Genomic DNA, 26,313 nt, shown 5'->3' on the forward strand with positions numbered 1-26,313 from the left:
GCACTTTGTCGTAATCAAAAACTAAACCAGCAGAGGACCGACAACTTTCGAATGTGACTGACGATTTACAAAAGGATTGTATGTAAGTTTATACAAAGTGGTTTGCTGCAGGACATGCAGGGTGGCATTAGGAATTCTGAGTGTACGAGGACGAGACTTCGATAGCCGTCGCGCCACAACGGGGTTGGCTTGCGCGCGTCGCATTGGGGTATCCTACTAGGAAGCGACTCGATTGGCCGGGTGGCGTACGTGCGGAAGGTGTCTTATGGGATTCTTCAAGCGGCTCTGCCTGTTTGTGTTTGGCCTGGCCGGACTTCTGGCCCTTGCGGCTCTGGTCCTGCCATGGTTTGGCCCGTGGACCAGCGAGGCCACGGCGCTTTTGGGGGTTGACGAGTACTACATCGCCGTGGAGGCGCTGGTGCTGGTGACGGCCCTGGGCTGTCTGATCTGCCTGCTGAGGTCCATCTTCAAGCGCAACCGCAAGACCATCATCGTGGCGAAGGAGGGCGGCGACCAGATCACCGTGACGCGCGACGCCATTGCGTCGCAGGCGACGCACGTTATCGAGGAAGACGGAACCTACACCGCAAAGCGCGTGAGCGTCTGGGCCAAGAAGCGCGGGCACGTCCGCGTGGCCGCCCGCGTCCAGCCGCAGATGACGGTGGACACCGTGGCGGCGGGCAGGGACCTGCACGACCGTCTGGTCGCGGGGCTCACGACCGTGTGCGGCGACAACGTGGACAGCGTTGACCTAGAGTTCCTTAACGCCGCGGAGTACGCGCCGACCTCGGCTCATGCCGGTGACTACGCGTTCTCTGCGAGCGACCTTGCTGCCGGCCCCTCGAGCATCGTGGACCGCCCGGTCGTGACCGCGGCGGCCGATTCGAGCGATGACGACTCTGCCGAGGTCGCGACGGCCGCGGCGGATGTGCCGGCGGAAGACGCGAAAGCCAAGGATCCGACGGCCGAGGGCGATGACGTGGATACGGCGTCCGACGAGGCACCGACGGCATCGGCATCGGCCTCCGTCGCGGATGATGCGAAACCAAACGACGACGCGCCAGAAGTCGAGGGATCCGAGATAACGGTTCCCATGGCCCGCTATGCCGGCAAGGACAGCGAGACCACGGGGGAGGAGTAGGGCATGACGGACACCAAGCCAAGGCTCACGATAGAGGGCGAGAAGGACGAGCGTTCCAAGGGGGCGGCAGCGGACGCCGGTGCCGCCAACGGCGGGGCCAGCGGCAAGGGGGGCAATCCCTTCTCGCATGCGCGCGAGGCGACCGCGGCATGGCTTTCGGGCAACTTTCCCGGCCACGAGAACGCCGTGTTTGGCGGCATCTGCGGCCTGATCGTTGCGGTGCTGGTGTTTGCCATCGGCTTCCTGCGGACGCTCTTCGTGCTGCTGTGCGTGCTTGTGGGCGTGGCCATTGGGCAGTACCTGGACGGTAACCCGACCGTGGTGAAGGCCGTCCGCAAGTTCTTTGGCAACGGCGGCGAGTAGCGAAGACCATGGCCGGCGCGCGCCGGCGACCGATACGGAACGACCCGTCCAAGAGGAGAGGGCAATGTCCAACAAGAGGAATTCCAGGAAGTTTGGCGAGGCGAAGCCTGTGGAGGACGCCGCCGTGGCCGACTACGAGACGATCGACGACGCGACTGCGGACGCTGCGGCCGCGGATGCCACGGCCGCAGACGACGGCTCTGCGGCGGCACCGGATGCCGGCGAGGAGCCCGAGACCATCGTGGCGAGCGTGGAGGCGAGCCAGGACGCCGCCCAGGAGCAGGCGGAGGCCGCCGCGGAGGAGGACCTGGACGGCGAGGACTCGCTCACGTTCAGCAACGGCGTGATCGAGAAGATCGTGGCCATCGCGATGCACGACGTGCCGGGCGTCATTGGCATGAAGGGCGGCTGGCTCAACCGCGTGCAGGACGTGATTGGCGTGAGCGACTCGCGCAAGGGCGTGAGCGTCGAGGTGACGCCGGACGCGTCCGTGCGCGTGAACATCAGCGTGCTTATTGAGTACGGCGCGTATGCCCCGCAGGTGTTCGAGGACGTGAAGAAGGCCGTCGTGAAGAACGTCACGGGCATGACGGGGCTTTCCGTCGCGGGCGTGAACCTGCGCATCGAGGACGTGCTGACGGCCGACGAGGTTGCCGCTCGCAACAAGGCCGAGAAGGTCGCCGAGGACAAGGCCCTGGCGGAGGCCGCCGAGGCCGCGACCGAGGCCGGCGACGGGGCGGCGGAGTAGCCGTGGGGGCAAGGTCGGCCATTGCGGTAGGTGCGGGACGACTGGTCCACTGGGGGCTGAGCAGCGTGCTTCATCGCAGCGCGTCGCAGCTGCCGGGACGCATAGCCCTGGGCATCGACTCCAGCCTGATGGGCGAGCTCTCGCACAAGCTGCGCAAGGGCGCCATCGTGGTATGCGGTACGAACGGCAAGACCACCACGAACAACGTGCTGGCGTCCTCCATCGAGGCTGCCGGCAGCACCGTGCTGTGCAACCGCGCGGGCGCGAACATGGCTGCGGGCGTGACGTCTGCACTTCTCCCCGGGAAGCGTGCGGACTGGGCCGTGATGGAGGCGGACGAGCTTTCCACGGTGCACATACTGCCGAACCTGCACCCGCGCTACCTGGTGCTGCTGAACCTGTTTCGCGACCAGCTGGACCGTGCGGGAGAGATCGACCACGTGCAGGACACGATCGTGCGGGCGCTGGGGTCGTCCCCGGAGACGACGCTGCTTGTGTGCGGCGACGACCCGCTGAGCATGGGCGTGGCGCGGCGCGCGGCGCAGGCGGGCACCAAGGTGCTCGCGTTTGGCGTGGACGAGGACCTGCACCTGCCGGCGGACCGCGTGCCGGAGGCGCGCTTCTGCCAGGTGTGCGGCGCCGAGCTTGAGTACGAGTGGCGCTCGTACGCGCAGCTGGGCAAGTTCCGCTGCCCGAACGGCGACTTCGAGCGCCCGGAGCTTGACTTCAGGGCGACGGGCGTGCGCGTTGACCGCACCGGCGTGTCGTTTGACGTCGAGGGCCTAGGGCTGGACGGCAAGGTCCACCTGAGGGCGGGCTTTGGCGGCGTGTACATGGCGTACAACCTGCTGGCCGCGTTTGCCGCGGCATCTCTTGCGGGCGTGACGGGCGAGCAGTTCCAGCGGACGCTCGATGGCTACCACCCGGAAAACGGGCGCCTGCAGCACTTTGAGGTGGGCGGTCGCGAGGTGGTGCTGAACCTTGCGAAGAACCCCACCGGCTTCAACCAGAACATATCGCTCCTGCTTGCGGACGACCGCGAGAAGGCGGCGTACTTCGTGATAAACGACGACTTCAACGACGGCAAGGACATCAGCTGGATCTGGGACGTTGACTTCGAGCGGCTGGCTGCGGAGCACATCCGCGTGGTCTGCGGCGGGCACCGCGCGAACGACGTGCAGGTGCGCCTGAAGTACGCCGGCATCAAGGCTGACATCGCGGGCAGCGTGGGCGACGCGCTGGGCCGCGTAAGCGACATGGGGCTGGCGTGCCCGCTGTACGTGCTCACGAACTACAGCGCGCTCTGGCCGGCGAAGGCCGAGCTCGAGAGGATGGGTGAGCGTCATGACTAGCGGCAGGACCCTGCGAATCGCCCACCTGTACCCGGAGCTCTTGAACCTGTACGGCGACTCGGGAAACATACTCGTCCTCAAGAGCCGCATGGCCTGGCGCGGCATAGAGCCGCAGGTGATGGAGGTCCACGTGGACGACCGCCCGTCCTTCTCGGGCGTGGACATCGTCTTCATTGGCGGAGGCTCGGACCGCGAGCAGAAGATCGTGTGCGACAAACTTCTGGCGGAGCAGGCGGAGCTGAAGGCGTACGTGGAGGACGGCGGCGTGCTGGGCGCCGTCTGCGGAGGCTACCAGCTGCTGGGCGAGAGCTACCTCATGGGGGACGAGAAGGTCCCGGGGCTCGAGCTCGTGGACCTGTACACGGACCGGGGCGAGCCCCGGCTGATAGGCAACATCGCGGTGGAGAGCCGCATTAGCCCGCAGCCCATCGTGGGTTACGAGAACCACGGCGGCCGCACGCACCTGGGGCCGGGCGTGGAGCCGATGGGCAAGGTGCTGTACGGCCACGGGAACGACGGCGAGTCCGGCTACGAGGGCTGCCTGTACAAGAACGTCGTGGGCACGTACGTGCACGGGCCGCTCCTGCCCAAGAACCCGGGCGTCGCGGATTACCTGATAGCGCGCGCACTGCAGAGGAAGTATGGTAGTGGTGAGCTGGAGCCCCTGGACGACGCGGAGGAGCTTGCGGCCAACAAGGTAATGTACGACCGCCTGATGGCGGGCGAGGTAGAGGAGTGAGCATGGAGAAGGTCATCGTCTTCGGTAGCTTGAGCATGGACATGTCCGTTAAGTGTCGCGCCATTCCGCACAGGGGAGAGACCGCCGTGGGCAGCGACTTCCTGACCACGCCCGGCGGCATGGGCGGAAACCAGGCCGTGATGTGCTCCAGGATGGGCGCGGACACGTTCATGGTGGGCAAGGTGGGAGACGACGCCTATGGCCGCGAGCTCATGGCGTCGCTCGCGCGGCACGGCGTGATCTGCTCGAACGTGAGCCTCTCTGCGGACGAGCACACGGGAATCGGCCTGGTGATGCGCGGCGAGGGTGACAACCGCGCCGTGTACGACCCGGGCGCGAACGCCACCATCACGTACAAGGAGGTGCGCGCCGCCATCCACGGCCTTGCGGGCAAGGACAACGTCTTCTTGTGCCAGCTGGGCTGCGATCTCGAGGCCACGATGCAGTCCATCCTGTGCGCTAAGCGCAATGGGCTGTTCACCATCCTGAACGCGACGCCGGCGCGCAGCATCCCGGAGGAGGTGTACCAGGCGCTGGACGTCCTGTGCATCAACGAGGGCGAGTGCGAGTTCCTGAGCGGCATCAGCTGCATGGACGACGCCTCGCGCGAGAAGGCGCTGCGCTTCTTCGAGCGTCGCGGCGTGGAGCACACCGTCATCACGCTTGGCCGTCGCGGATCGGTCACGCTGGTGGACGACAAGATGGTCAAAGTGCCATGCTTCTCCGTCGAGACCGTGGACACCACGGGCGCGGGCGACGCGTACGTGGGCGAGCTGGCGGCCCACCTCTGCTTTGGCGGCGACATCCAGGAGAGCATGGTGTACGCCTCCGCCGCCGCGGCCCTCTGCGTGACGAAGGTGGGCGCGCAGGCCGCGATGCCCACGTTCGCGGAGGTGGAGAAGTTCATGAAGGCCTACAAGGGCGAGTAGCCGCCCTTCTCGCGCGGACGCGACGGTCTTGGCTTGACGGGCAGGCGGACAATCGACTGGTTTGAGTGGGCGAGGGCCTTGGGGGCCCTCGCCATCGTCGCATTGCACGCGATGCGCGCGACTGAGCTGGCGCCCGGGCTTGCCGCCGCGCATCCGACGCTTTTTTGGGTCGAGGGCATCGTGCAGATTCCGCTTGCCCGCTGGGCGGTGCCGGTGTTCTTCATGATGTCCGGCGCACTGATACTGGACCCTGGGCGAGAAATGCCCCTTCGCAAGGTGGGACGCTACATCTGGCGGATGGCGTTCGTCCTGCTGACGGTTGGGTTTGCGTTCTGTCTGATGGAGACCGTCGCTAAGAACCCTGGCCCTGCGGGTACGTATGCGCTGACGCCGCCCATGGTGGGGGCGTCCCTCATGCACCTTCTGGAGGGGAGGTCCTGGGACCACCTGTGGTACCTGTACGCGCTCATCGGGCTGTACCTGCTCACGCCCGTGCTGCGGCCGTTTGCGCGGGATGCCAGCCGTCGCGAGCTTGAGCTTGCCGTGCTCTTGGCGTGGGCGCTGCTTGCGCTGGTGCCTGCGGCGAACCTTGTGCTGGGCGTGAGGCTGTACCGCTTTGTGACGCTGGACGCGTCCGTCGCGTACTACCTCGCGGGCTACTATGCCTACAACTACCTTGAGCTTGACTGGCGCGTCGTGGCGGCCGGCCTTGCGTCGCTCGTGCTCGCGTGCCTGCCAAACGCGCTGTCCGTGGGCTCCCTTGCGGGCGTGCTGTCGCTTCCCCAGTATGGCGTTGTCATGCCGTACGCGCTGCTCGTGTTCCTGCTGCTGCGCAGGATGCTCGACGTGCCGATGGAGCGCCATCCCGTGGCCCGTGCGCTTGCGAGGGACAGCTTTGGCATCTACCTGATGCACCCGCTCTTTGGCCACCTGGCTGTTTGGTTTTTAGACTACCAGGCGCTTTCCGTCCCCGCACTGCAGGCGGGCATCTTTGTGGTGGGCGTGTTGGGATCCGTCGCGCTTACCCGCGCGCTGAGGCTGCTGCCGGGGTTTAGGGACAAGATCTAGGGTTGGCACTCCGCGTGCGGCTATGGTTGCCGTGACGCCACCATGCCTGAGCGCCGTGGTTTGGGGTTTGAGGTACGTCAATCTCGTTTTTTAGGGAATCAATTGTTCGTAATTTAGGGAACGAACCGTTCGCTATTTGAGGAACGAGCTTTTCGGGAGATCTAGAATGGGTGATTCTCGGGGCGCTGGCTCCGTGTTTGCATTTGGCTAGGAAAACGTTAAATACGGAGTCAGCGCTCTTCTCATATTTGTAAAAAATGCCGATTTGTACAAATAAGAATGCAGACGAAAATTCCTAAGTTATAGTTTAGGGCAATATCTATGCTTTAGGAGGCGCGATATGGCATACAAATCGCTCATGAAGCTGTTCTACATGGATGCGAGCAGCGACAGGTTTGCCAACAACGAGCGCCTGGCCGCGGAGCGCTTGGGCGCGGATTCCACGTTCAGGACGGGAATGCACACTGCCACGGGCGAGCTCTTCATCGCGCTTCCGCACGAGCTCTCCGTCCTCAGCGAGCAGGTGCTTCGCAAGGAGCGCGTCGTGCAAAGCCTGCAGACGGCCATCCCCCCAATCGCGCGCGGCGCGCTGGTGCGCAGCCTCGTTATTGACGAGGTCGTGGGCACAAACGACTTGGAGGGTATCCGTAGCACGCGCAAGCAGATAAACGAGCTTCTGGAGTCGTCGCCCGCGTCCGAGCACGTGGGCCAGAAGAGGTTTCGCGAGCTCGCGAAGCTGTACCTGGGGCTCTCGGGCGGCAACGCCATGCCGCCGGGATCCCCCGAGGACATTCGTGCGATATACGACCAAGTCATGGCGGGGGAGGACCTTGACAAGAACGCGCCGGACGGCAGACTCTTCAGGCGGTCCGGCGTGGAGGTCATCGGCAAGAGGGGAAACCCGATCCACGAGGGCGCCCAGACCGAGGCCGAGATTGTGGCGGGTCTTGGCAACATGCTTGCGTTCACGGCCTCGCCGGATGTGCCGCAGCTGTACTCTGCCTTCGCCTCGCACTTCATGTTCGAGTACATCCACCCGTTCTACGATGGGAACGGGCGGACTGGCCGCTATCTGCTCGCGCTGTACCTGAGCGAGCCCCTTTCGGCGCTCACCTCGCTTTCCCTTTCGCGTGAGATTGCGGAAAACAGGAGCCCCTACTACAAGGCCTTCCAGGACGCAGAGGCTCCCATGAACCACGGCGAGCTCACACCGTTCGTGATCCAGATGCTCGAGTACGTTTCGGGTGCCCAAGACCGCCTGATCGCGGACCTGGGGGAGAAGAGCCAGAGGCTTGACAAGTGCAACGACCTCTTGGGCCGTGCGGTCGCGGACCTCGGCCTGACCGAGAGGGAGAGTGAGCTTATGTATCTCCTGGTTCAGCACGACCTCTTCGCTGCGTTCCCAGCCATCCAGTTGGATGAGGCGACGGCGTATATGCGCATGGGACGCCAGTCCACGCGGAAACACCTTGGGTCTCTGGTGGAGAAGGGCCTGGTGAGCCAAGTTGGTGGCCGTCCCTTGCGCTTCGAGCTGAGCGCGGACGGCAGGCGACTACTCGAGGGATGACGCGATGCCGCCAGCCGGTCGATTGCGACGACTGGCGGCAAACTACCTGCGGCCGCGACCGCCTGCGCCCGACAACTACCTGCCAGCTACCTGCCAGAGAGCGCCTTCGAGAACGACGTGTCGGATTTTCTCGCCCACGCGACGTAGACGACGACGCTCGCGACGCAGGCAAGCGACATGATGGACCACATGGCGGAGTATCCCGTGCCCGTGATGAGCGCGCCCGCGACGCCGCCGCCCAGGCCGTAGCCGATGTCGTACCCGCACAGGAACGTGGAGTTTGCCGAGCCGCGCGTCTGGCTCGTTGCGGTGTGCACCGCCATGGACTGCAGCGACGGCTCGAGCCCGCCAAACGCGTAGCCGGCAAGCATGGCGGAGGCCACGTACGTCACGACGTTGGGCGCCAGCGCCAGCAGCAGAAACGCCACGAGCATGGCGGCGTTGCACGTGTAGACAAAGAACGCCTCGCCGCGCTGGTCCACAAGCTTGCCCAGCGTGACGCGCACCAGAAGCAGCATCGCGGACATCACCAGGAAGTAGATCGAGCCGGACGGCAGCGACCTCTGTGCCGCGAAGATCGCGACGAAGTTCTCTAGCGCGCCAAACGTGAACATGAACACGAGCATGGTGACCGTGGCGGGCAGCGAGTCTTGGTTGATGATGGTGCGCAGGTCAAGGCGCTTCTTGGGGACGTTCGGCCGGGGTGCCCGCACGAGCGAGAAGAGCACGAGGCCAACTGCGGCGATCGCGGCTGCCGTGGCATAGAGCGCCTTGAACCCCAGGCCCTCCATGAGCGAAAGGCCCAGGGCAGGCGCGATGGCGGACGCCAGCGCCGTCGCCATGCCAAAGTATCCCATGCCCTCCGCAAAGCGCGGGCGGCAGATCACGTCTGACGCCACGGTCGCGGTGGTCGAGTTAGAGAACGAGAGCCCCACGCCGTGCAGCATGCGGATCGCGATGGCCGCGCTGAGCACGGGTACGAACACGTAGCCCAAGGGCGCCAGCCCCATGAGCACGAGACCTGCCACGAGAGCGGCCCGTCTTACACCGTTGTCCAGCCACCAACCAACAAACGGCCTTATGACCACTGCGACCAGGGAAAACGCCGCGGCGCACATGCCGGCGGCCGCCTCCGTGCCGCCTAGGCTCTTGATGTAGAACGGGAAGGTGGAGAGGCTCATTATGTGGTTGGTGAACACGCACAGGTTCACGAGGATGATGAGGACGAGGTCGCGCGTCCAGAGCCGTGCGGGCGCGGCGCCTGTCTTGGTGGGCGCGGCGGTTGGCGAATTTGCAGAGTTGTGCAAGAAAATCCCTCCAGACGAATCGAAGTGACCGTCCAGCAGGGACCGTGCGCAACGTGCGTGGGCGTCAAGGCTGGGCGGCGTGGCCATCAATTGGACTTACGCCGCGGGGCAGCTCATTGACGGTTGCGATTATAGCCCAGGGGCGCGCGAACGTCCGCCCGGAGGGAAATCGCCACGACGGCGCTGCCGGTGCAGCCGGCAAGCCCCTGGTGGGCGCATCTTTTGGGGTGCCTGATCAGGCGGTCGAACGGTAAATTTTCGCAAATCGCCATTTTTGGCCGTTTGAGACGTCGCAAACAGCCAAATTTGGTCGTTTCCGAAATCTCAAACAGCCCCAAATCTGGCCGTTTGAGATGAAGGGCGCTTCTGCCAATCAGGTCGCCAACAGAAACAAAGGACGTTCGCGGCCGTGGCCTTGTGATAGAATCGCCTCGCTCGTGAAGTTGCCGGCGCCTTTGGCAAGCGCCGGTCAGGAGGGGAGAAGAGCTTGCTCATCTAGCGATGCCCGCATCGGGCGCCCAAACACGTATTGGATTGGCAACGCCGGTCCGCTGGGTGCCGCGCATCGCGCACAGCCGCTCTCCTTGGAATGCACGTCCTTCTCGCCCGCGTTGGGCGGGGGGCGTTGCGCCTGCGCCCGGCGGTCGGCCTCGTGAGGAGGCCTACCTTGCAGATGAATCTCACCAACATTGGCTATACGTACCCTGGCGCGGCCGAGCCCGTGCTCTCTGGCATTACCCTTGCGCTCACGCCGGGGTGGTGTGGCATCGTGGGCGACAACGGCTGCGGCAAGACCACGCTCGCGCGCGTGGTGTGCAGTCAGCTTGCTCCAAGCGAGGGCACGCTCACGCATGGCCTGGTGTGCGCGATGTGCGAGCAGGACGCGAACATGGCGCCTGCGCGCCTGGCTGAGTTCGCGTGCGACTACGCCTCGGACGCCGTGCGCCTGCGTGCGCGCCTGGGCGTGCAGGACGACTGGCCGTGGCGCTTTGACGAGCTTTCCGGCGGCCAGCACAAGCGCCTTCAGGTGGCCGTGGCGCTGTGGGAGCACCCTGACCTGCTGGTGATGGACGAGCCTACCAACCACGTGGACGCGCCCACGCGCCGTGCGATCATGGGCGCACTTGCGGAGTTTCACGGCATCGGCCTTCTGATCTCTCACGACCGCGAGCTGCTGGACGCTCTGTGCCGGCGCTGCCTGTTCATGGGGCCGCGTAGCGCCGTCATACGTCCGGGCACGTGGAGCGAGGGTGCAGCGCAAGAGGAGCGCGAGCGAGCAGAGGCCTCCCATGCCCGCGACGTCGCACGGACGGAGGCTGCGCGCATACGTCGAGAGGCGGAACGCCGCCGCCAGCGGGCGGAGCAGTCCGCGGCGCGCCGGAGCCTTCGCGGCGTGGACCCCCGGGACCATGACACGCGCGAGAAGATCGGGCGCGCCGTGGTCACGGGCAAGGACGGGGTCGCAGGTCGGTCCCGCGCCGTGGCGGCGGCGCGCCTGGAGCGCGCGGAGCGCGCGGCCGAGGCGACGTTTGTGGAGCGGCGCTACGACGGCAGCGTGTGGATGGACGTGCAACCCAGTGCGCGCAAGGTGCTGTTTCGTGCTGCGGCGGGTGCGCTCCCGCTTGACGGTGGTGCATCTGCCGGCGCGTATGCTGCCGGCGCTCGGGAAGATTGCGCGGCGACCGGCGAGACGGGTCCCGTGTTGCGCGTGCCCGCACTGACCATTGGCAACACGGAGCACACGGCCCTTGTGGGCGCAAACGGCAGCGGAAAGACGACGCTCGTGCGCCAAGTGATGGAGCGCCTCGGCCCCGATGTGCCGTGCTGCTACGTGCCGCAGGAGCCTACGGAGGCGGAGCGCCGCAGCGCGCTTGTACGGCTGGGCGCGCTCTTGCCAGACGAGCGTGGCTTCGTGCTCGGCATCGTGGCGCGACTGAACTCCGACCCGGCGCGCCTGCTCGAGGGCGGGGAGCCGAGCCCCGGTGAGCTGCGCAAACTGATGCTCGCGCTTGGCATGCTGGACAAGCCGGCGCTCATCGTGATGGACGAGCCCACGAACCACCTGGACCTGCACTCCACACAGGCGCTCCAAGAGCTGCTCGCGGGATTTCCGGGTGCACTGCTGCTTGTGTCGCACGACGCGGCGCTGCTGGACGCGACGACGAGCACCCGCTGGGAGATTGAGCGCACGGGGGAGGGCGACGCCGTGCTGCGCGTTAGGTAGGTGCGGTTGGCATGCCCTAGCGGCCGGGACGGCTGTTCTTCTCGCGTAGGAAGACGGCCACCTTACGTGTTCCGATAGACTTGTATAAGTTGTAAATTGCTGGTGTGCTCGCATGAATCGTATCGAGGGCTCGACCCTGACGCATGACCAGACGGTTCAGATTTTGACAGGGCAACGTTCTCGGGCACTGCGGCGGTGGACGACATCGTGGAGGCGCGAAACCGCTTTCGTGCGTTCGACCATGTTCTGGATACCTGGGGCGAGCCTTTGAGCCCAGACTATCTGCGCGCAATGCATCGCATTCTAAAGAGCGGCACCGCGGATGCCGCGAATCCTGTCATGTCTGTTGGGGAGTTCAAGAAGTTCTCCAACGTTATAGGAGGAGCCGTCTCTGACGTCGAGACTGCCTCGCCGGAGGACGTCCCCCACCTGGTGGGCGACCTCATTGATTCCTACGAGGGCAAGTCCGTGCGCCAGTTTGAGGACATCGTTCGCTTCCATAGGGAGTTGGAGCGAATACACCCGTTTTCCGACGGAAACGGTCGTGTGGGAAGACTCGTGATGTTTAAGGAATGCCTGAGGGCGGGCATCGCGCCGTTCATCATTACCGAGGCCACGTATATGCCGATGGCGAAGGAGTTCATGCGCGTGCTGCGCGACACCCGCCGTTTTCCCGAGCGCCACGAGCCGTGATGATGACGCGACGTGGTGTCGCGGCCGAGGGTGATGAGTGCTACCATAGCTAAACGACAGGGGAGCTGGCGCACGCCGGCTGAGAATGGGCCCAACGCGGCCCTGACCCAATAACCTGATCCGGGTAATGCCGGCGTAGGGACCAGAGCACCGCATGTTCGGGCACCTACGGATACGTGGGTGCCTTTTTTGGCGCCCGGAAGGGAGGGCGCATGAACTGTTCCGTCGCGATTCAGTTTCTGCCCATGGACGCCACGACCGACGACGAGACCTGCTCCGCGGTCGACCAGGTGATCGCCTACATCGACTCGACGGGGCTGGACTACTTCGTCGGCCCGTTCGAGACCGCGATCGAGGGCGACTACGACGCCTGCATGGAGTGCCTGAAGAACTGCCAGCTCGTGGCCGCGAAGGCCGGCTGTCGCCACATGATGACGTACGCGAAGATCGACTACCGCCCCGACGGCGACGTGATGTCGACCGACCATAAGATCGGCAAGTACCACCCCACCGACAGCGAGTTCTCGCACGCGAAGCCCGAGGTGGCGTAGGTGCAGCCCGACTCCGGCGAGCCCACGGCGCAGGCCTGCGCCCGGCCCAAGACGCCTGCAAGCAAGCCCCAGCCTGTGGCTACGGGGACGCCCACGGGCGAGAAGGACGGCGCTCCTTTGCAGGAAGGCGTGGCGGAAGGCGGGCGTGCCCGTGTCCGCGAGCGCCGGGAGCGGCGCGCTCGCATGCGCAGGGTCGCGGTACCCACGCTGACGGTGGCGTGCATCCTTGCGCTGTGGCAGGCGGTGGTGGCGTTTGGCATCGTGCCCAACTTCCTGCTGCCCAGCCCCGTGCAGGTGGTGTACGCGCTGGTGGCCGACGCGTCGCTTCTGGCGATGCACTCCGCGGCGACGTTGACGGAGGCCGCGCTCGGCCTGGTCATCGGCACGGGCGTGGGCTTTGTGGTCGCGGTTTTGATGGACCGCTTCCAGACCGTGAGCCTGGCGCTCGACCCCATCGTCACGGTGAGCCAGACCATCCCGACCGTGGCCATCGCGCCGCTTTTGGTGCTGTGGTTTGGCTACGGCCTTGCGCCGAAGGTGGTGCTGGTGGTCATCTCCACGTTCTTTCCCATCACGGTGAGCCTGGTGGGGGGATTTCGCTCCGTCGACCCGGACCTGATAGACCTCATGCGCACCATGCGGGCCTCGCGCTGGCAGATCTTCTGGAAGGTGAAGATGCCGGCCGCGCTCGACCAGTTCTTCAGTGGGCTGCGCATAAGCGCCACCTATGCCATCGTGGGCGCGGTCATCGCGGAGTGGCTCGGCGGGTTCAGCGGGCTGGGCGTCTACATGACGCGCGTCCGCAAGTCGTTTGCATACGACCGCATGTTCGCGGTCATCATACTGATCTCTGTTCTGTCGCTGGCCCTCATGGGGCTGGTCGACTGGCTCCAGCGCATCGCGATGCCCTGGAAGCGTGCCGAAAGGAAGGAAGACTGATGTCTTACAAGCAGCGTGCCAACCAGATGCGCGGCGCTTCTCGCCCATACACGTTTGCGGAGCACAAGGCGGCGTTCGAGCGCGACATGAGCCGTCGCAACTTCATCAAGGGCGCCGGCGCGCTTGCCGCAGCGGCGACGCTTGCCGGCTGCGGCGCGTACAAGGGCGCCTCGGGCGACGCGTCCGCGAGCGCGGGGGAGGACTCGAGCGCGAAGTCCGCGCCGAAGTCCGCGCGCAAGATCACGTTCTGCCTGGACTACACCCCCAACACCAACCACACGGGCATCTACGTGGCGCAGGCGAAGGGCTACTTCAAGGACGAGGGCCTCACGGTCAAGGTGGTACAGCCCGCGGACGGCACGGCAGAGGCCATGATCGGCTCTGGCCAGGCGCAGTTGGGCGTGAGCTACCAGGACTACATCGCCAACGCGCTGAGCTCGAAGAATCCCGTGGCCATAGAGGCCGTGGCCGCCATCATCCAGCACAACACGTCTGGCATCATGAGCCGCAAGGCCGACGGCATCACCTCTGCGAAGAAGATGGAGGGCCACACGTACGCCACGTGGAGCATGCCCGTGGAGCAGGCCACCATCAAGCAGGTGATGGAGTCCGACGGCGGCGACTTCGACAAGCTGAAGATGGTGCCCTACGAAGTGGACGACGAGGTCGCGGGCCTGAAGGCCAACATGTTCGACTGCGTGTGGGTATACGAGGGCTGGGCCGTGCAGAACGCAAAGGTCCAGCACTACGACGTGAACTACTTCAGCTTCGTGGACATGGACAAGGTGTTCGACTTCTACACCCCGGTCATCGCGGCGAACGACGACTTCGCGAAGAAGTACCCCGACGTGGTGAAGGCGTTCGTGCGCGCCGCGAAGCGCGGCTACGAGTATGCCATCAAGCACCCGAAGGATGCGGGCGACATCCTGCTGGACGCCGCGCCGGAGCTTTCGGGCGACCTGGTGCAGGCATCCGCGAAGTACCTGGCAGACCAGTACCAGGCAGACGCGAAGAGTTGGGGCGTGATTGACAAGTCGCGCTGGGACGCGTACTTCGAGTGGCTGAACGACAAGAACCTGGTCGAGAACAAGCTGGACGTGAATGCCGGCTGGACCATGGACTATCTGGAGGCATAGTGACCACTGCTGTGGGCAACGGCGCCCCGGCAAAGGGGGCGCCTACGGGCGAGAAGGACGCGGCCGGCGCGCTTGGGGGCGCACCGGCGCTGGAGGCGCGCCACCTGACTCTGAGCTGGGACGAGGGCGAGCACGTGGTGGCACGGGACGTCTGCCTTGCGGTGGGCGCCGGCGAGGTGGTCTGTCTGGTGGGCCGCTCCGGCTGCGGCAAGACGACCATCCTGCACGCGCTTTCCGGCCTCACCCAGCCGCTGGAGGGGCGCGTGCTTCTGCACGGGGAGGACGTGACCGGCCGTCCGGGGCGCGTGAGCTACATGCTGCAGAAGGACCTGCTGCTGCCAAGCAAGCGGATTCTGGACAACGTGTGCCTGCCGCTGGTGATCGCGGGCACGCCGGCGCGCGAGGCCCGCGCGAAGGCGGAGCCGCTGTTCGAGCGCTTTGGGCTCTCGGGCACGGAGCGCATGTGGCCGAGCGAGCTTTCCGGCGGCATGCGCCAGCGCGCGGCTTTCCTTCGCACGTACCTAATGGGAAACGACGTGACGCTCCTGGACGAGCCGTTCAGCGCGCTTGACGCACTGACGCGCGCGGACATGCGCAGCTGGTACTGCGGCATGTCGCGAGAGCTGGGCATGGCGTCGCTTGCGATTACGCACGACGTGGACGAGGCCGTGACCATGGCGGACCGCATCTACGTGCTGCGCGGCGACCCGCGCTCCGGCGTGCCCAGCGCCATCGCGGCGGAGGTGGCGGTGCCGCGCCCCGCGGGTGACGCCTCCGCCGCGGAGTTTGCCCTCACCCCGGCGTTTCTGGACTGCAAGCGAGAAGTGCTGGGCCTCTTGGGCTGAGCACGCACCCCAAAAGTGCACCCCGCATGCCATGTGGCGTGCGGGGTGCGTTGCGTGCGGTGCGTTGAGCGTGGGGCGATCGGGCAAGCGAGCTCCCTGGGTACACGGGGCGCGCGCATGCGCCGGCCGGCGTTCTTCTCGCTAGTGCCTTACCTTGGAGCCAAACTCCAGGTACTGCACCATGTCGAGGTTGCGGTAGGCCTTCGTTGCCGCGGAGTCGCCGCTGACGGAGGAATCCGTGAGCTCGGTGGACGATTCGCGCCACGTGCCGTTGGTGTCCGAGTAGCCCATCAGGGTGAGGAACGGCATCTGGAGCATGGTCTGGAGGTTCGCCTTCTGGTGGTTGCTCAGCGGCGCGCCGATGAGCTCCATCAGGTAGCTGCTGAGGTAGCTGATGCTCATCTCCTTGTTGGTGCTCTTGGCGGGCGTGCCGGCGACGTCGTAGTTTGCCCAGATGAAGTACTGCGTCTTGAAGGCGCGCAGCTGGTGCGCAAGCGAGCCCTTGTCCTCGTTGGGATACACGGAGTCGTTGAGGTAGTTCGAGCTGATGTTGGGCTGGTGGTCGCCGTAGAACACGAGCACGACAGGCTTGTCCAGCTGACGCAGGGCCTGGATGAACGCCTTCAGGTCCTCGTCGGACGCCTTGATGCACGAGACGTACTCGTTGAACTCGGCGTTCTCGTATGCGCTCACGTTCTTGAGCTGGTAGTTGGTGAGGCGGTCCGCCGGGATGTTGTTCTTGTCATAGCCCGTGTGGTTCTGCATGGTGATGTCCGTGATGAACATGGGCTTGTCGGAGTTCTGGATCAGCTCGAGGATCTTCTGGTACGTGGCGAGGTCGGTCACGCCGTTGTGGAACACGGGCGCGCCCTGGAAGTCGTTGATGTCCAGGAACTGGTCGAAGCCCAGCTGCGGGTACACCTTGTCTCGGTTCCAGTTGGAAGCGATGTTGGGGTGGATGGCGACCGTGCCGTAGCCGATGCCCTTGAACTGCTTGGCCAGGCTGTTGACCTTAGAGAAGTTGTACAGGTTGTACGGGTACTTGCCCGTGCCCACGTACGCCATGGAGTTGCCCGTGAGGAACTCGAACTCCGAGTTGCACGTGCCGCCGCCTACGACGGAGACGTTCAGCACGCCGCGCGCGAGGGTGTCGCTCATGGAGTTGAAGTACTCGGGGCCGGTGTAGCCGGTGTAGCCGATGTCGTAGAACTTGGAGAGGTCTGAGAACGTCTCGTTTTGCACGAAGATGACGCTCGGCTTTACCTGGTCAAACTGCGCCTTCGCGCGCGCGTACGTCTTTGCGGAATCGGAGGAGTCGTACTGCTTGGCGAGCTTCTTCTCGATGCCCTTGGCCTTCTGCTGCGAGTAGCCGCGCGGCACCTCGATGGGCATGCCGTACCACATGCTGAAGAAGCTGGTAAGGAAGCCGTGGTCGGAGTACGCAACGACCGGCTGCCAGAACTTCGTGCCAAGGAACTGCGTCCACGCGTACGCGGCATGGGTGGTGCCCCATGCGCCAAAGGCGCAGGCGCAGGCGAGAAGAACGTTCAGCACGACGCCGAGGGCCCTGTGCCCGCCGCGGTGCGAAGGCGCGGCTGCGGCGGGGGCTGCGTTCTTCTCGTCCGTGGCGTCGGGCTCGGCCGCGGCGTAATCGTCGGCATCGGCGGGGGAGTCCAGGCCGACGGCGGAGCGCCTCACGACGGGGCTGATGCGCTGGAGCGCGAGGAAGCACAGGTCAAGGGCGATGGCGCCCAGAAGCACCGTGCCGCCGAAGTCGAACTTGAGGCCGTCTGACACGGCGGCCGCGGTGCCGAGCGCGTAGATGTCGCCGGCCTGGATGACGGAGCCCTTCAGCACCACGACGAAGTACTCCACGATGCCGAGGACGTAAAGCGCGATTGCCACGGCGATGGCGCCCCAGCTGCGGCGCTGGAACAGGAAGTACATCGCACCCATGGCAAGAAGGATCATGGCCCAGTCGATCAGGCGGCTGAGGAAGTTCATCCACACAAGGTTGACGTGCCAGCAGATTTCGAGCGAGACGAACGCGAAGAACGCGGCGACGGCCAGGCGCACGAGGTCGGTCTTCGCCCACGGCGCGAGGGTGCCGCGCAGCCAGGCGCGCACGGCGGACGGATTCTTGCCGGAGGCCTCGCCCGCGGAGCGGCGCTCGTCGCGGCGGGCCTTGCGGACGCGCGCGGCGGGCGCGCTCAGGAAGCCGGGGACCTTCGCCTTGTGCGGGCGGGAGTCCCACGGCGCGTACGCGCTCACGAAGTCGAGCGCCGTGCGCAGGAACGTCTTGCCGTTCTCGCGGTGGAGCGTCGCCATGGCGCAGATGATGGTGGCCGCGGCAAGCAGGAACGGCGCGAGCGGACTGCCCTTGTAGTAGTCCAACAGGCACAGCACCCCAAACGCGACGGGGATGATGGCGAACGAGAGGCACCACGCATACGTGCGGGCGGAGAGCCTTTTGTAGCCCTCGGTCTTGCTGAGACGGTGCCAGCGCACGCAGAGCCAGACCACCACGGCGGCGGTCGCAAACGCCACGACGGCAAACAGGATGTTCAGTGCAGACATAATTCTCCGTAGACGTCAAGTAAACAGATAGGCCCGAGTATAGGAGGGCGGCGTGTGGCGATTGCGCGCCTGGCGGGATAAACAGACAATTGATAGGAAACCTGCGGGTCAGCGGGCGTGGGCGACCCACGCCGGCGGCCAGGGTAGCGCCCCGACCGCTGGCCCGGGCGCTACCTGAGGCCCAGGAACGCCTTGTAGCCGCGATAGGCCTCGTACACGTCCGCCTTGCTCGTGGCCTCCCACGGCGCGTGCATGCTCAGCACGGGCACGCCGCAGTCGATTACGTCCATGCCGTACTCGGCCAGGATGTAGGCGATCGTGCCACCTCCGCCTGCGTCCACCTTGCCAAGCTCCGCCGTCTGGAAGTGCACGCCGGCATCGCCCATGCAGCGGCGGATGAGCGCGACGTACTCCGCGTCCGCGTCGTTGGAGCCCGCCTTGCCGCGGCTGCCGGTGTACTTGTTGAACGTGAGACCGTGGCCCAGGTAGCAGGAGTTCTTCGGCTCGAACACGGATGCGTAGCTCGGGTCGTACGCGGCGCTCACGTCGGAGCTCAGCATGCGCGACCTACGCAGGCAGCGCCTGAGCGCAAGCGGGCCGCGCTCGCCGGCCAGGTCCAGAATCTCGGCCATGGCGTCCTCGAAGAAGCGGCTGGTCATGCCCGTGGCGCCGACCGACCCGATCTCTTCCTTGTCCACCAGGATCGTGACGGCGGTGCGCGACGGCGCCTTGCACTCGAGCTGCGCCACGAGGCTGGGATAGGCGCACGAGCTGTCGTCCTGCCCGTAGCCCAGAATGAGCGAGCGATCAAGGCCAAGGTCGCGCGCCGGTCCCGCCGGCACGACCTCGAGCTCCGCGGACAGCAGGTCCTCCTCGTCGATGCCCAGCTCGCGGGCGAGAAGATCGAGCACCGCGGCCTTGACGGGAGACTTCGCGGCATCTCCCTCGTCCTTCTTGCCCGCGTCGGCCTCGACCTTCACGGGGCGGTTGCCGACGATCACGTCCAGAAGCTCGCCCTCGATCACGTCGGACGCCGTCTTGGCAAGCTGGTCCTTCGACAGGTGGATGAGCAGGTCGGATACGCAGAACACCGGGTCGTCCGCGGACTCGCCCACGCACACGTCCACCGTGGAGCCGTCCTTCTTGCACACGACGCCGTGGATGGCAAGCGGGATGGCCACCCACTGGTACTTCTTGATGCCGCCGTAGTAGTGGGTGTCAAGCGTGACGAGCTCGTTCTTCTCGTCCAGCGGGTTCTGCTTCACGTCAAGGCGCGGCGAGTCGATGTGGGCGCCCAGGATGTTGAGGCCGTCTTCCAGGGGCTCGGTGCCAAGCTGCACCAAAAGAACGCCCTTGCCGTGGTTGGAAGCGTACACCTTGTCGCCGGCCTTCAGCGCGACGCCCTGGGCCACCAGCTCCTTAAGGTCGCGGTAGCCTGCCGCGCGTGCCCGCTCGATGGAGGCGGCGCACACCTCGCGCTCGGTCTTGTTGTCGGATATGAAGCGCTTGTAGCCCTCGCACACGCGGTCGAGGTCTGCAAGCTGCTCCTGCGTGTAGTCGAGCCAGGCATTCGGTCGTTCCATGTGGTTCCTTTCCATACGTCGGGCGCCCCCAAAGGCGCCCGATGCCGACGGCTGTCCATGCGTGCCGACGGCCGCTTACCTATGTGACTAATGCGACTATATCGAAAGTGCGATCAGTTTCCGATTGTGCCGCTAGTTTCCGCCCGTGGTCGTCGTGGTGGCCCCGGTCGCGCCGGAGGTGCCAGACGTGGTGGTGCCGGAAGTGCCCTTGGAGTCCGTCGTCCCTGCGTCGGAGTCTCCCGTGGCTCCGGAGTTGCCGTTCGTACCGGTATTGCCCGAGGTAGTGCCGCTCGTGCCTGTGCCGGAGTCGCCTGTGCCGGAATTGGAGGTGCCGCTCGCGTTGCCGCCGGAAGCGGTGCCGCTCGTGCCGGAGGAGGCGTTGCCGGAGGTGCCGTCCGTCGTGGTGCCGGAGGAGTCCTTCGCGCCGTCCGTGGTGCCGGACGGCGTACCCGAGGACTTGCCGTCCTGCTTCGAGCCGTCCGCGGTGCCCTTCGTCTGCTGTGATTTCGTGCCCTTGCCCTTCGCGGCGCCGTCGTCCTGAGACTGCTGGTCGTCCTGGCTCTGGCTGCTCGTCGCCACGATGGGCTCCGTGCTGCCGATGCCCTGCCCCGACGTTGCGAGGTTCACGATGAGCGCGTACACCAGGACTGCGGCGACGGCCGCGACCGCCATCACGATGGCCATGCGCTTGCGCACGAGCGCGCCCTTGCGGCTCTGCGCCGCGTCGCGCACGCTCTGGGGTGCGATGGGCGTGCCGGAGTCTGCCACGCCGGCCTCGCTCGCGGCGTCGTCCAGGCTCACGGGCTTCGCCCACGCCTGCGTGGTGCCGGAGCTTGCGCGCAGGTCGCGCGTGGCGCCGTACGCGCCGTTCGTGGTGGGCGCCTGGTCCGAAAGGTCCTTCAGCTTCTGCGCGGATGCGCTGAGCATGCCCTTGTACACCTGAGACGCGATGGTGGTTGCCGCCGCGGCGACGCCCACGCCGATGATGGATCCCGCGAGTCCGATCTTGGACTGCAGCGCAAACGACGTGACGGCCGCGAGCGCGCTTGCGATGACGGCCGATCCCGAGAACTCGCTCAGGACGCCCCTCTTCTGCGGCTCGTCCGCGTCCTGCGATGCCTGACCCGATTGCGCCTGGACCCGCCCGTACGGCTGGTGTGTCTGGTACTGCCGTGTGTACTGGCTTGCGCCTTGGGACTGTCCTGTCTGTCGCGTCCCATAGACGGAGGTCCTGCCCTGGGACACGGTCTGGTCGCCCTGGCGACCCTGCTGATCGAATGCCACTTAGGAAGTCTCCTTCTTGCTGCCGACCGCGTTGCGTGGAGTCCGGGCAGGCTCGGCAACGGGTGCCTGCCTAGCTCTTGGATACCCGACTATAGGCATCGCCCGCGTCGCGGGCCAAACTTCACGAATACCATGCAAGCCTGCACCGGCCATGCAGGATGGCCCGGTGTGCCGTCGCGTCGCCTGGCCCGCGGCGGCTGGCCTGCGAGGAAGGTGGGTCCGCGTGGGCGAGAAGGGCCCGGCCACGGGGCCCGGCACTTCTCGCCAAATGCATTCGAATCAGCGTCAACCGGGTGCGCCTACCACCAAAATCTGCATACGGCGCCGTGCCGGGCGCCACGCGGACGCAATTTCGCGTTACTATGTCCTAAGTGGGAACGTCCATCACGTCATATGGAGGTACACATGCTCGTCAACGCTGCACCCATGCTCAAGGCCGCAAAGGCCGGCCACTACGGAATCGCGGCATTCAACACCAACGACCTCGAGTGGACCCGCTCCATCCTCACCGCGGCTGAGGAGACCCAGTCCCCCGTCATCATCCAGTGCACCTCGGGCGCTGCCAAGTGGCAGAAGGGCTTCAAGGTCGTGTCCGACGTCGTGCACGACATGGTCGAGTCCATGAACATTACCGTCCCCGTCGCCCTGCACCTTGACCACGGCTCCTACGAGGACTGCTTCAAGTGCATCGACGCAGGCTTCACCTCCATCATGTACGACGGCTCGCACGAGCCCGAGTTCGAGACCAACATCGAGCGCACCAAGGAGCTCGTGAAGCTGGCCCACCAGAAGGGCCTCTCCATCGAGGCCGAGGTTGGCGGCATCGGCGGCACCGAGGACGGCGTCACTGCCGAGGGCGAGCTTGCCGACCCCGCGCAGTGCGAGGCCATCGCCAACCTGGGCGTCGACTTCTTGGCCTGCGGCATCGGCAACATCCATGGCCCGTACCCCGCGGACTGGAAGGGCCTGAACTTTGACCAGCTCGCCGCCATCCAGGAGAAGACCGGCGACCTGCCGCTCGTACTGCACGGTGGTTCTGGCATCCCCAAGGAGCAGGTGCTGAAGGCCGTCTCCCTGGGCGTCGCCAAGATCAACATCAACACCGAGCTCCAGCTCTCCTTCCACTCCGCGATGCGCAAGTACGTCGAGAGCGGCAAGGACCTCGAGGGCAAGAACTACGACCCGCGCAAGTTCCTGAAGCCGGGCTTCGACGCCATCACCGAGACCGCCAAGGGCCTCATCATGGACTTTGGCTCCAACGACAAGGGCTGGGCGTAGCGCAACTTCCGCCTCGGCGGGTACTGCGTTTGTAAAGAGTCTTTGCGTTCCTAAAGATTCCTTTACACTTCTAAGGGGTCAGCCTCCGGGCTGGCCCCTTTTCGTCTACCTTGCCGTCCGGGCCGCGCCGTCCGGGCGGTCCGCGCGTTAGGAACCACCCTTGATCGCAAACGACCCCGGAACCTCCTCCCTTCCAACCAGCCTCTCCGCCACCGTCTTCTCGAGCGTGCTGCTCGTCGTCGCCTACTCCGTCGCGGACGTGCTCGTGCGCACAAACCGGAGGCGTCGCCTCATGGGCGAGGCGGCACGCCACGACGGCCAGCGCGGCTACGTCCGCACGCTCGTGAGCGTGCTCGAGCCCAGCGTCGTGGCGTGGACCGTCGTCCCCATCGCGCTTCTGGCCACGCTGCAGTCCATGGTGAGCCAGGGCCTGTTCACGGGCGGGAACTCCGTCGACCGGCTGCCTGCCGTCACGTTTGCGGGCATCGCGCTCCTGCTCGTGCGAAACCGGCTCGCGGCGCTCGCCTCGGCCTGGGCGGCGCGTACGGACGCGCGCTCCGCGGGCGAGAAGGACGCGGACGCCTCGGACGAAGACTCGCTGCGGCGGCTCGACGGTGCCGGCGCCGCGAGGTTTCTGCGCTCTAACCTGAGGGCGCTGCACGCCGGCGCCACCGTCGTCATCCTGGTCGCCATCTCCATCCTGAGCGCGCTTGCCATCGAGATCCCGTCGAACGATGCCATCGAATCCCTTGCGGCGCGCTACTTCCTGCTGGAGGCCGCCATCGTCCTGCTTGTGGTGGTGACGGCGTACTTCCTCTCGCTTGGCCATGGTGCGGGCCCCGCGATCGTCGCGGTCGCGTGCCTGGTCATCGGCATAGCCGAGTACTTCGTCATCCTGTTCAGGAACTCCGCCATCACGTTTTCCGACCTTCACGCGCTCGGCACCGCGGCGGAGGTGAGCTCCGGCTACACGTTCACCCTCACGGACGACGTGGCGGTCGCGGCGACGTACGCCATGGTCGCGTACGTGCTCGCCGGCTACCTGGTGCCATGGGCGCCCGCGCGTCGCGACGTGCCGTGGTGGCGCCGCCGCTGCGCCACGAACCTGGCGACCGGTGCCGTGGCGTGCGCCGCCACGCTCGCGCTGGTGCTCGTGCCCAACTACCGCACCGCGTTTGGCGTGAACATAAACTACTGGGACAGCGTGGCCAGCTACAAGCAGTACGGCTTCCTGCCCTCGTTCGTGATGGGCGTGCGCGAGGCCCAGATCAGGCGCCCCGCGGACTATCGCGAATCCCGCGCGAAGAGGCTCGAGAAGAGCTACGCCGCCAAGTTCGATGCCCAGAACAACACGGACGCCCGCAAGGCCGCGGAGCAGCAGTTTGCCCAGGCCAAGCCCACGGTCATAGCCGTGATGAACGAGTCCTTCTCGGACATGTCCGTGTTCGAGGACATAAAGGCCGCCGGCTACGACGGGCCGCAGTACCTCAAATACGGTCTCACGGACTCGCTGCAGCAGGGCGCGCTCGACGTGTCCGTGCGCGGCGGCGGCACGTGCAACAGCGAGTTTGAGTTCCTGACGGGCATATCCATGGGCTTCGTGCCGGCAAACGTCTTCCCGTACCAGACGTACAGCCTCGGCCGAGTGGACAACCTCGCGCGGCAGTTCAAGGCCCTGGGGTACAAGACCGTGGCGCTGCACCCCAACCTGGGCACGAACTGGAACCGCAACATGGCCTACCGCGAGCTGGGCTTCGACCGCTTCCTAGACATCGACTCCTTCCCGAGGGACGCGCCCACGCTCCACGCGGGGGTGCGCGACTCCGTCACGTACGACAAGGTGCTCGACCTTGTGGAGAAGGGCGACGGCCCGCAGTTCATACTCGACGTCACCATGCAGAACCACGGCGGCTACAACCTGCGCAACACGCCGGCGGACATCCTGACGGGCTACAACGTGGAGGGCGCGGGCAACAACGACGACCTGAACGAGTACCTCTCGGTCATTGGCGCGTCCGACGAGGACCTGCGCGCGTTCGTGGAGCGCCTGCGCAACATTGGCAAGCCCGTCGTGCTCGTGTTCTTTGGCGACCACCAGCCCGGCATCTCGCCGGCGTACAACGACGCGTCGTACCCGGGCGAGGAGGAGCCAGGCCACTCGGCGCGCACGTACCAGACGCGCTACGTGATCTGGGCAAACTACGACGTCGCGGGACGCGACCAGTTTGCGGCCGACGCGACGGTCTCCGCGTCCAACCTCGGCGCGACCCTGATGAACGCCATCGGCGCGCCGCTCAGCCGCTACCAGAAGGCCGAGCTCTTCTCGACCACCGTCGTTCCGCAGGTCAGCTCGCTGGGCTACCAGGCGCCCGACGGCACGTGGCATGCGATGTCCGACGCCCAGGGCCCCCAGGAGAAGGACCTTGCGGACCTGCGCACCATGTTCTACTACGAGTTTGGCTCGCGCGTGTAGGCGCCGGCCGCGCCGCACGCCGAATCGCGTCCGCCCGGGGGCCCTCCGTCTTCCATACTGAAGGCGGGGGAGCCCCCGCGCCCGTGCGTCGTGCCGTGGCGGGAGGCCGCCTCACGGCCACGACCTGGGAGGATGCGATGTTCTGTCCAAGCTGCGGGAAGAGCGTTCCCGACGGAGCGAAGTTCTGCACGAACTGCGGCCGCGACCTGACGGCGCCCGCACCGACCGCGCCGGATGCGCCGGATGCGCCGGCGGCACCCACGCCCACGCCGGCGAAGAGGCCGACACCAAGGTGGCTCATTGCGCTCGTGGCCGTGCTTGCCGTTGCCGTGGTGGGCGTTGGCTCGTACGCGCTGACGCGCGCGGTCACGGGGCCGGGCGCGGGCGCGTCGCAGGCGGCGCAGAATAAGGCCGACGGCGGCAAGAAGTCCGCAAAGCCCACGGACGGAGCGAAGGCTGATGCGGGCCAGTCCGACGCCTCCGACACGTCTGGCGCGGACAACGCGGGCTCTGGCGCGAACTCTGGCGCGGGCGAGAAGGACGGCGGTGCCGGCGGCAACGCTGTCACGGGCGACGCGTCCTACGTGGTCCGTGCGGAAGGCTATCAGTTTGCGCTGCCGAACTATTGGCGCGGCAAGGTGGACGTGGTCGTGGACGAGGACGAGGTGGAGGTCTATCCCAAGGGATACGCGCCGGCCGCAGGAGACGACCACGACAAGGGGGCGCTGGCGTCGCTCGAGCTGGAGGACGGGACTGAGCCCGACGTCGCCGGCGACATTGGCAACTTCCTGGTGTACAGCCAGACCCTGGGCGGCCAGCACGTAGAGGTGTGGGCCACGAACTGGCCGTGGCTCGTGGCGAGCGGCAACGCCGGCGACACCGGGGTCTCGAGCACCAGCGAGCTTCGTGCGCTCGTGGACCTGTCCACCGGCGGCTCGCTCACCTACGACGACGCGGTGAGGCGCGGCGAGGGAGACGACCTCGTAGGCATGGGAGCGCACGACTACCTTTCGGCCGTGCCCTGGGACATAAAGGCCGTGGGCGCGGGCGCCTAGGACGTGGCGCCGGGCCCGTGGGGCTCCTCGCCCGTGGTGCCTCGCTCGCGCATCTGGTCCACGATGTCCTGCAGCGTCTTGCTGTCGAGGTAGGATGCCGTGACCTTGCCCAGGTCGCGCCACATGGTGACCGTGGGGCACGTCTCGAACTGCGGGCAGATGCGGTCGTTTGTGCAGTCCAGGCAGTCGACGGGCGCGAGCGAGCCCTCCGCGGCGCGCAGGATGGCGCCGAGCGTGTACTGGCCGGGGTCGCGCGTGAGGCGATATCCGCCGCCCTTGCCGCGCAGGCTCTCCACGAAGCCCGCCTTGTGCATGAGCGAGACTACCTGCTCGAGGTACTTGCGCGATATGCCCTGGCGCTTGGCGACGTCGCCGAGCGAGACCCAGCCGGGGTGCGTCGCGAGGTCGCCCATGATGCGCAGGGCATAGCGTCCCTTTGTGGAGAACATGGAGGCCATGGC

The 26,313-nt window shown here is 66.0% G+C and carries 22 protein-coding genes and 1 riboswitch; of the genes, 17 read left to right on the forward strand and 5 right to left on the reverse strand.

What is annotated here, in order from left to right; translation table 11 throughout:
* Positions 1-265 precede the first annotated feature (265 nt).
* From amaP to BLT96_RS02155, 8 genes are all read left to right on the forward strand, one after another.
* On the forward strand, positions 266-1,141 hold the full coding sequence (gene amaP, locus BLT96_RS02120; protein ID WP_090861414.1) for an alkaline shock response membrane anchor protein AmaP: 876 nt from the start codon (positions 266-268) through the stop codon (positions 1,139-1,141).
* A 3-nt stretch (positions 1,142-1,144) separates the two neighbouring features.
* Positions 1,145-1,504: a DUF2273 domain-containing protein gene (locus tag BLT96_RS02125; RefSeq protein ID WP_090861415.1), complete on the forward strand. Its 360-nt coding sequence runs from the start codon at positions 1,145-1,147 to the stop codon at positions 1,502-1,504.
* Between the two features lie 64 nt (positions 1,505-1,568).
* Positions 1,569-2,252, forward strand: a complete 684-nt coding sequence (locus tag BLT96_RS02130) for an Asp23/Gls24 family envelope stress response protein (RefSeq protein ID WP_336433192.1) — start codon at positions 1,569-1,571, stop codon at positions 2,250-2,252.
* Positions 2,253-2,317: 65 nt separating this feature from the next.
* Complete coding sequence (locus BLT96_RS02135; RefSeq protein ID WP_245719302.1) at positions 2,318-3,604, forward strand: MurT ligase domain-containing protein; 1,287 nt, start codon at positions 2,318-2,320, stop codon at positions 3,602-3,604.
* On the forward strand, positions 3,597-4,343 hold the full coding sequence (locus BLT96_RS02140; RefSeq protein ID WP_090864110.1) for a type 1 glutamine amidotransferase: 747 nt from the start codon (positions 3,597-3,599) through the stop codon (positions 4,341-4,343). Before BLT96_RS02135 ends, BLT96_RS02140 begins: the two co-directional genes overlap by 8 nt.
* A 2-nt stretch (positions 4,344-4,345) precedes the next feature.
* Complete coding sequence (locus tag BLT96_RS02145; protein WP_090861416.1) at positions 4,346-5,272, forward strand: ribokinase; 927 nt, start codon at positions 4,346-4,348, stop codon at positions 5,270-5,272.
* Between the two features lie 33 nt (positions 5,273-5,305).
* On the forward strand, positions 5,306-6,340 hold the full coding sequence (locus BLT96_RS02150) for an acyltransferase (protein ID WP_090861417.1): 1,035 nt from the start codon (positions 5,306-5,308) through the stop codon (positions 6,338-6,340).
* A gap of 340 nt (positions 6,341-6,680) precedes the next feature.
* On the forward strand, positions 6,681-7,907 hold the full coding sequence (locus tag BLT96_RS02155) for a Fic family protein (RefSeq protein WP_090861418.1): 1,227 nt from the start codon (positions 6,681-6,683) through the stop codon (positions 7,905-7,907).
* Between the two features lie 86 nt (positions 7,908-7,993).
* On the opposite strand, the gene BLT96_RS02160 is transcribed toward BLT96_RS02155, so the two are convergent.
* Positions 7,994-9,214: an MFS transporter gene (locus tag BLT96_RS02160; RefSeq protein ID WP_157692110.1), complete on the reverse strand. Its 1,221-nt coding sequence runs from the start codon at positions 9,212-9,214 to the stop codon at positions 7,994-7,996.
* A gap of 673 nt (positions 9,215-9,887) precedes the next feature.
* Between BLT96_RS02160 and BLT96_RS02165 the strand changes: the two genes are divergently transcribed.
* From BLT96_RS02165 to BLT96_RS02190, 6 genes are all read left to right on the forward strand, one after another.
* On the forward strand, positions 9,888-11,438 hold the full coding sequence (locus BLT96_RS02165) for an ATP-binding cassette domain-containing protein (protein WP_245719356.1): 1,551 nt from the start codon (positions 9,888-9,890) through the stop codon (positions 11,436-11,438).
* 195 nt (positions 11,439-11,633) lie between these two features.
* Positions 11,634-12,131, forward strand: coding sequence for a Fic family protein (locus tag BLT96_RS02170; RefSeq protein ID WP_090861421.1), 498 nt, complete (start codon positions 11,634-11,636; stop codon positions 12,129-12,131).
* 48 nt (positions 12,132-12,179) lie between these two features.
* Positions 12,180-12,290: riboswitch (TPP riboswitch) on the forward strand.
* 53 nt (positions 12,291-12,343) lie between these two features.
* Positions 12,344-12,682 (forward strand): thiamine-binding protein, encoded by a 339-nt coding sequence (locus BLT96_RS02175; protein WP_090861422.1) that lies wholly within the window; start codon positions 12,344-12,346, stop codon positions 12,680-12,682.
* Between the two features lie 183 nt (positions 12,683-12,865).
* Entirely contained in the window at positions 12,866-13,621 is a 756-nt protein-coding gene (locus BLT96_RS02180; protein WP_090864114.1) for an ABC transporter permease, read from the forward strand.
* An 86-nt stretch (positions 13,622-13,707) separates the two neighbouring features.
* The gene (locus tag BLT96_RS02185; protein WP_090864116.1) at positions 13,708-14,757 is read left to right on the forward strand and encodes an ABC transporter substrate-binding protein; all 1,050 of its coding nucleotides are present in this window, start codon (positions 13,708-13,710) and stop codon (positions 14,755-14,757) included.
* On the forward strand, positions 14,757-15,602 hold the full coding sequence (locus BLT96_RS02190; RefSeq protein WP_419185596.1) for an ABC transporter ATP-binding protein: 846 nt from the start codon (positions 14,757-14,759) through the stop codon (positions 15,600-15,602). The genes BLT96_RS02185 and BLT96_RS02190 overlap by 1 nt, the downstream gene beginning before the upstream one ends.
* A 141-nt stretch (positions 15,603-15,743) precedes the next feature.
* On the opposite strand, the gene BLT96_RS02195 is transcribed toward BLT96_RS02190, so the two are convergent.
* From BLT96_RS02195 to BLT96_RS02205, 3 genes are all read right to left on the reverse strand, one after another.
* Positions 15,744-18,179, reverse strand: coding sequence for an LTA synthase family protein (locus BLT96_RS02195; RefSeq protein ID WP_090861423.1), 2,436 nt, complete (start codon positions 18,177-18,179; stop codon positions 15,744-15,746).
* A 170-nt stretch (positions 18,180-18,349) separates the two neighbouring features.
* Positions 18,350-19,762 (reverse strand): aminopeptidase, encoded by a 1,413-nt coding sequence (locus BLT96_RS02200; RefSeq protein ID WP_090861424.1) that lies wholly within the window; start codon positions 19,760-19,762, stop codon positions 18,350-18,352.
* A gap of 132 nt (positions 19,763-19,894) precedes the next feature.
* A complete protein-coding gene (locus BLT96_RS02205; RefSeq protein ID WP_090861425.1) occupies positions 19,895-21,046 on the reverse strand; it encodes a hypothetical protein in 1,152 nt (383 codons plus the stop codon).
* Positions 21,047-21,451: 405 nt separating this feature from the next.
* Between BLT96_RS02205 and fba the strand changes: the two genes are divergently transcribed.
* From fba to BLT96_RS02220, 3 genes are all read left to right on the forward strand, one after another.
* Positions 21,452-22,324 (forward strand): class II fructose-1,6-bisphosphate aldolase, encoded by an 873-nt coding sequence (gene fba, locus BLT96_RS02210; protein ID WP_090844539.1) that lies wholly within the window; start codon positions 21,452-21,454, stop codon positions 22,322-22,324.
* 160 nt (positions 22,325-22,484) lie between these two features.
* Positions 22,485-24,797, forward strand: coding sequence for an LTA synthase family protein (locus BLT96_RS02215; protein ID WP_090861426.1), 2,313 nt, complete (start codon positions 22,485-22,487; stop codon positions 24,795-24,797).
* Between the two features lie 137 nt (positions 24,798-24,934).
* Positions 24,935-25,852, forward strand: a complete 918-nt coding sequence (locus tag BLT96_RS02220; protein WP_090861427.1) for a zinc ribbon domain-containing protein — start codon at positions 24,935-24,937, stop codon at positions 25,850-25,852.
* Here BLT96_RS02220 and BLT96_RS02225 read toward each other — a convergent pair.
* A complete protein-coding gene (locus tag BLT96_RS02225; protein WP_090861428.1) occupies positions 25,849-26,310 on the reverse strand; it encodes an RrF2 family transcriptional regulator in 462 nt (153 codons plus the stop codon). The two genes, BLT96_RS02220 and BLT96_RS02225, sit on opposite strands and share 4 nt — an antisense overlap.
* Between the last annotated feature and the right edge of the window lie 3 nt (positions 26,311-26,313).

It is taken from the genome of Parafannyhessea umbonata (genome assembly GCF_900105025.1).
Classification (GTDB): domain Bacteria; phylum Actinomycetota; class Coriobacteriia; order Coriobacteriales; family Atopobiaceae; genus Parafannyhessea; species Parafannyhessea umbonata.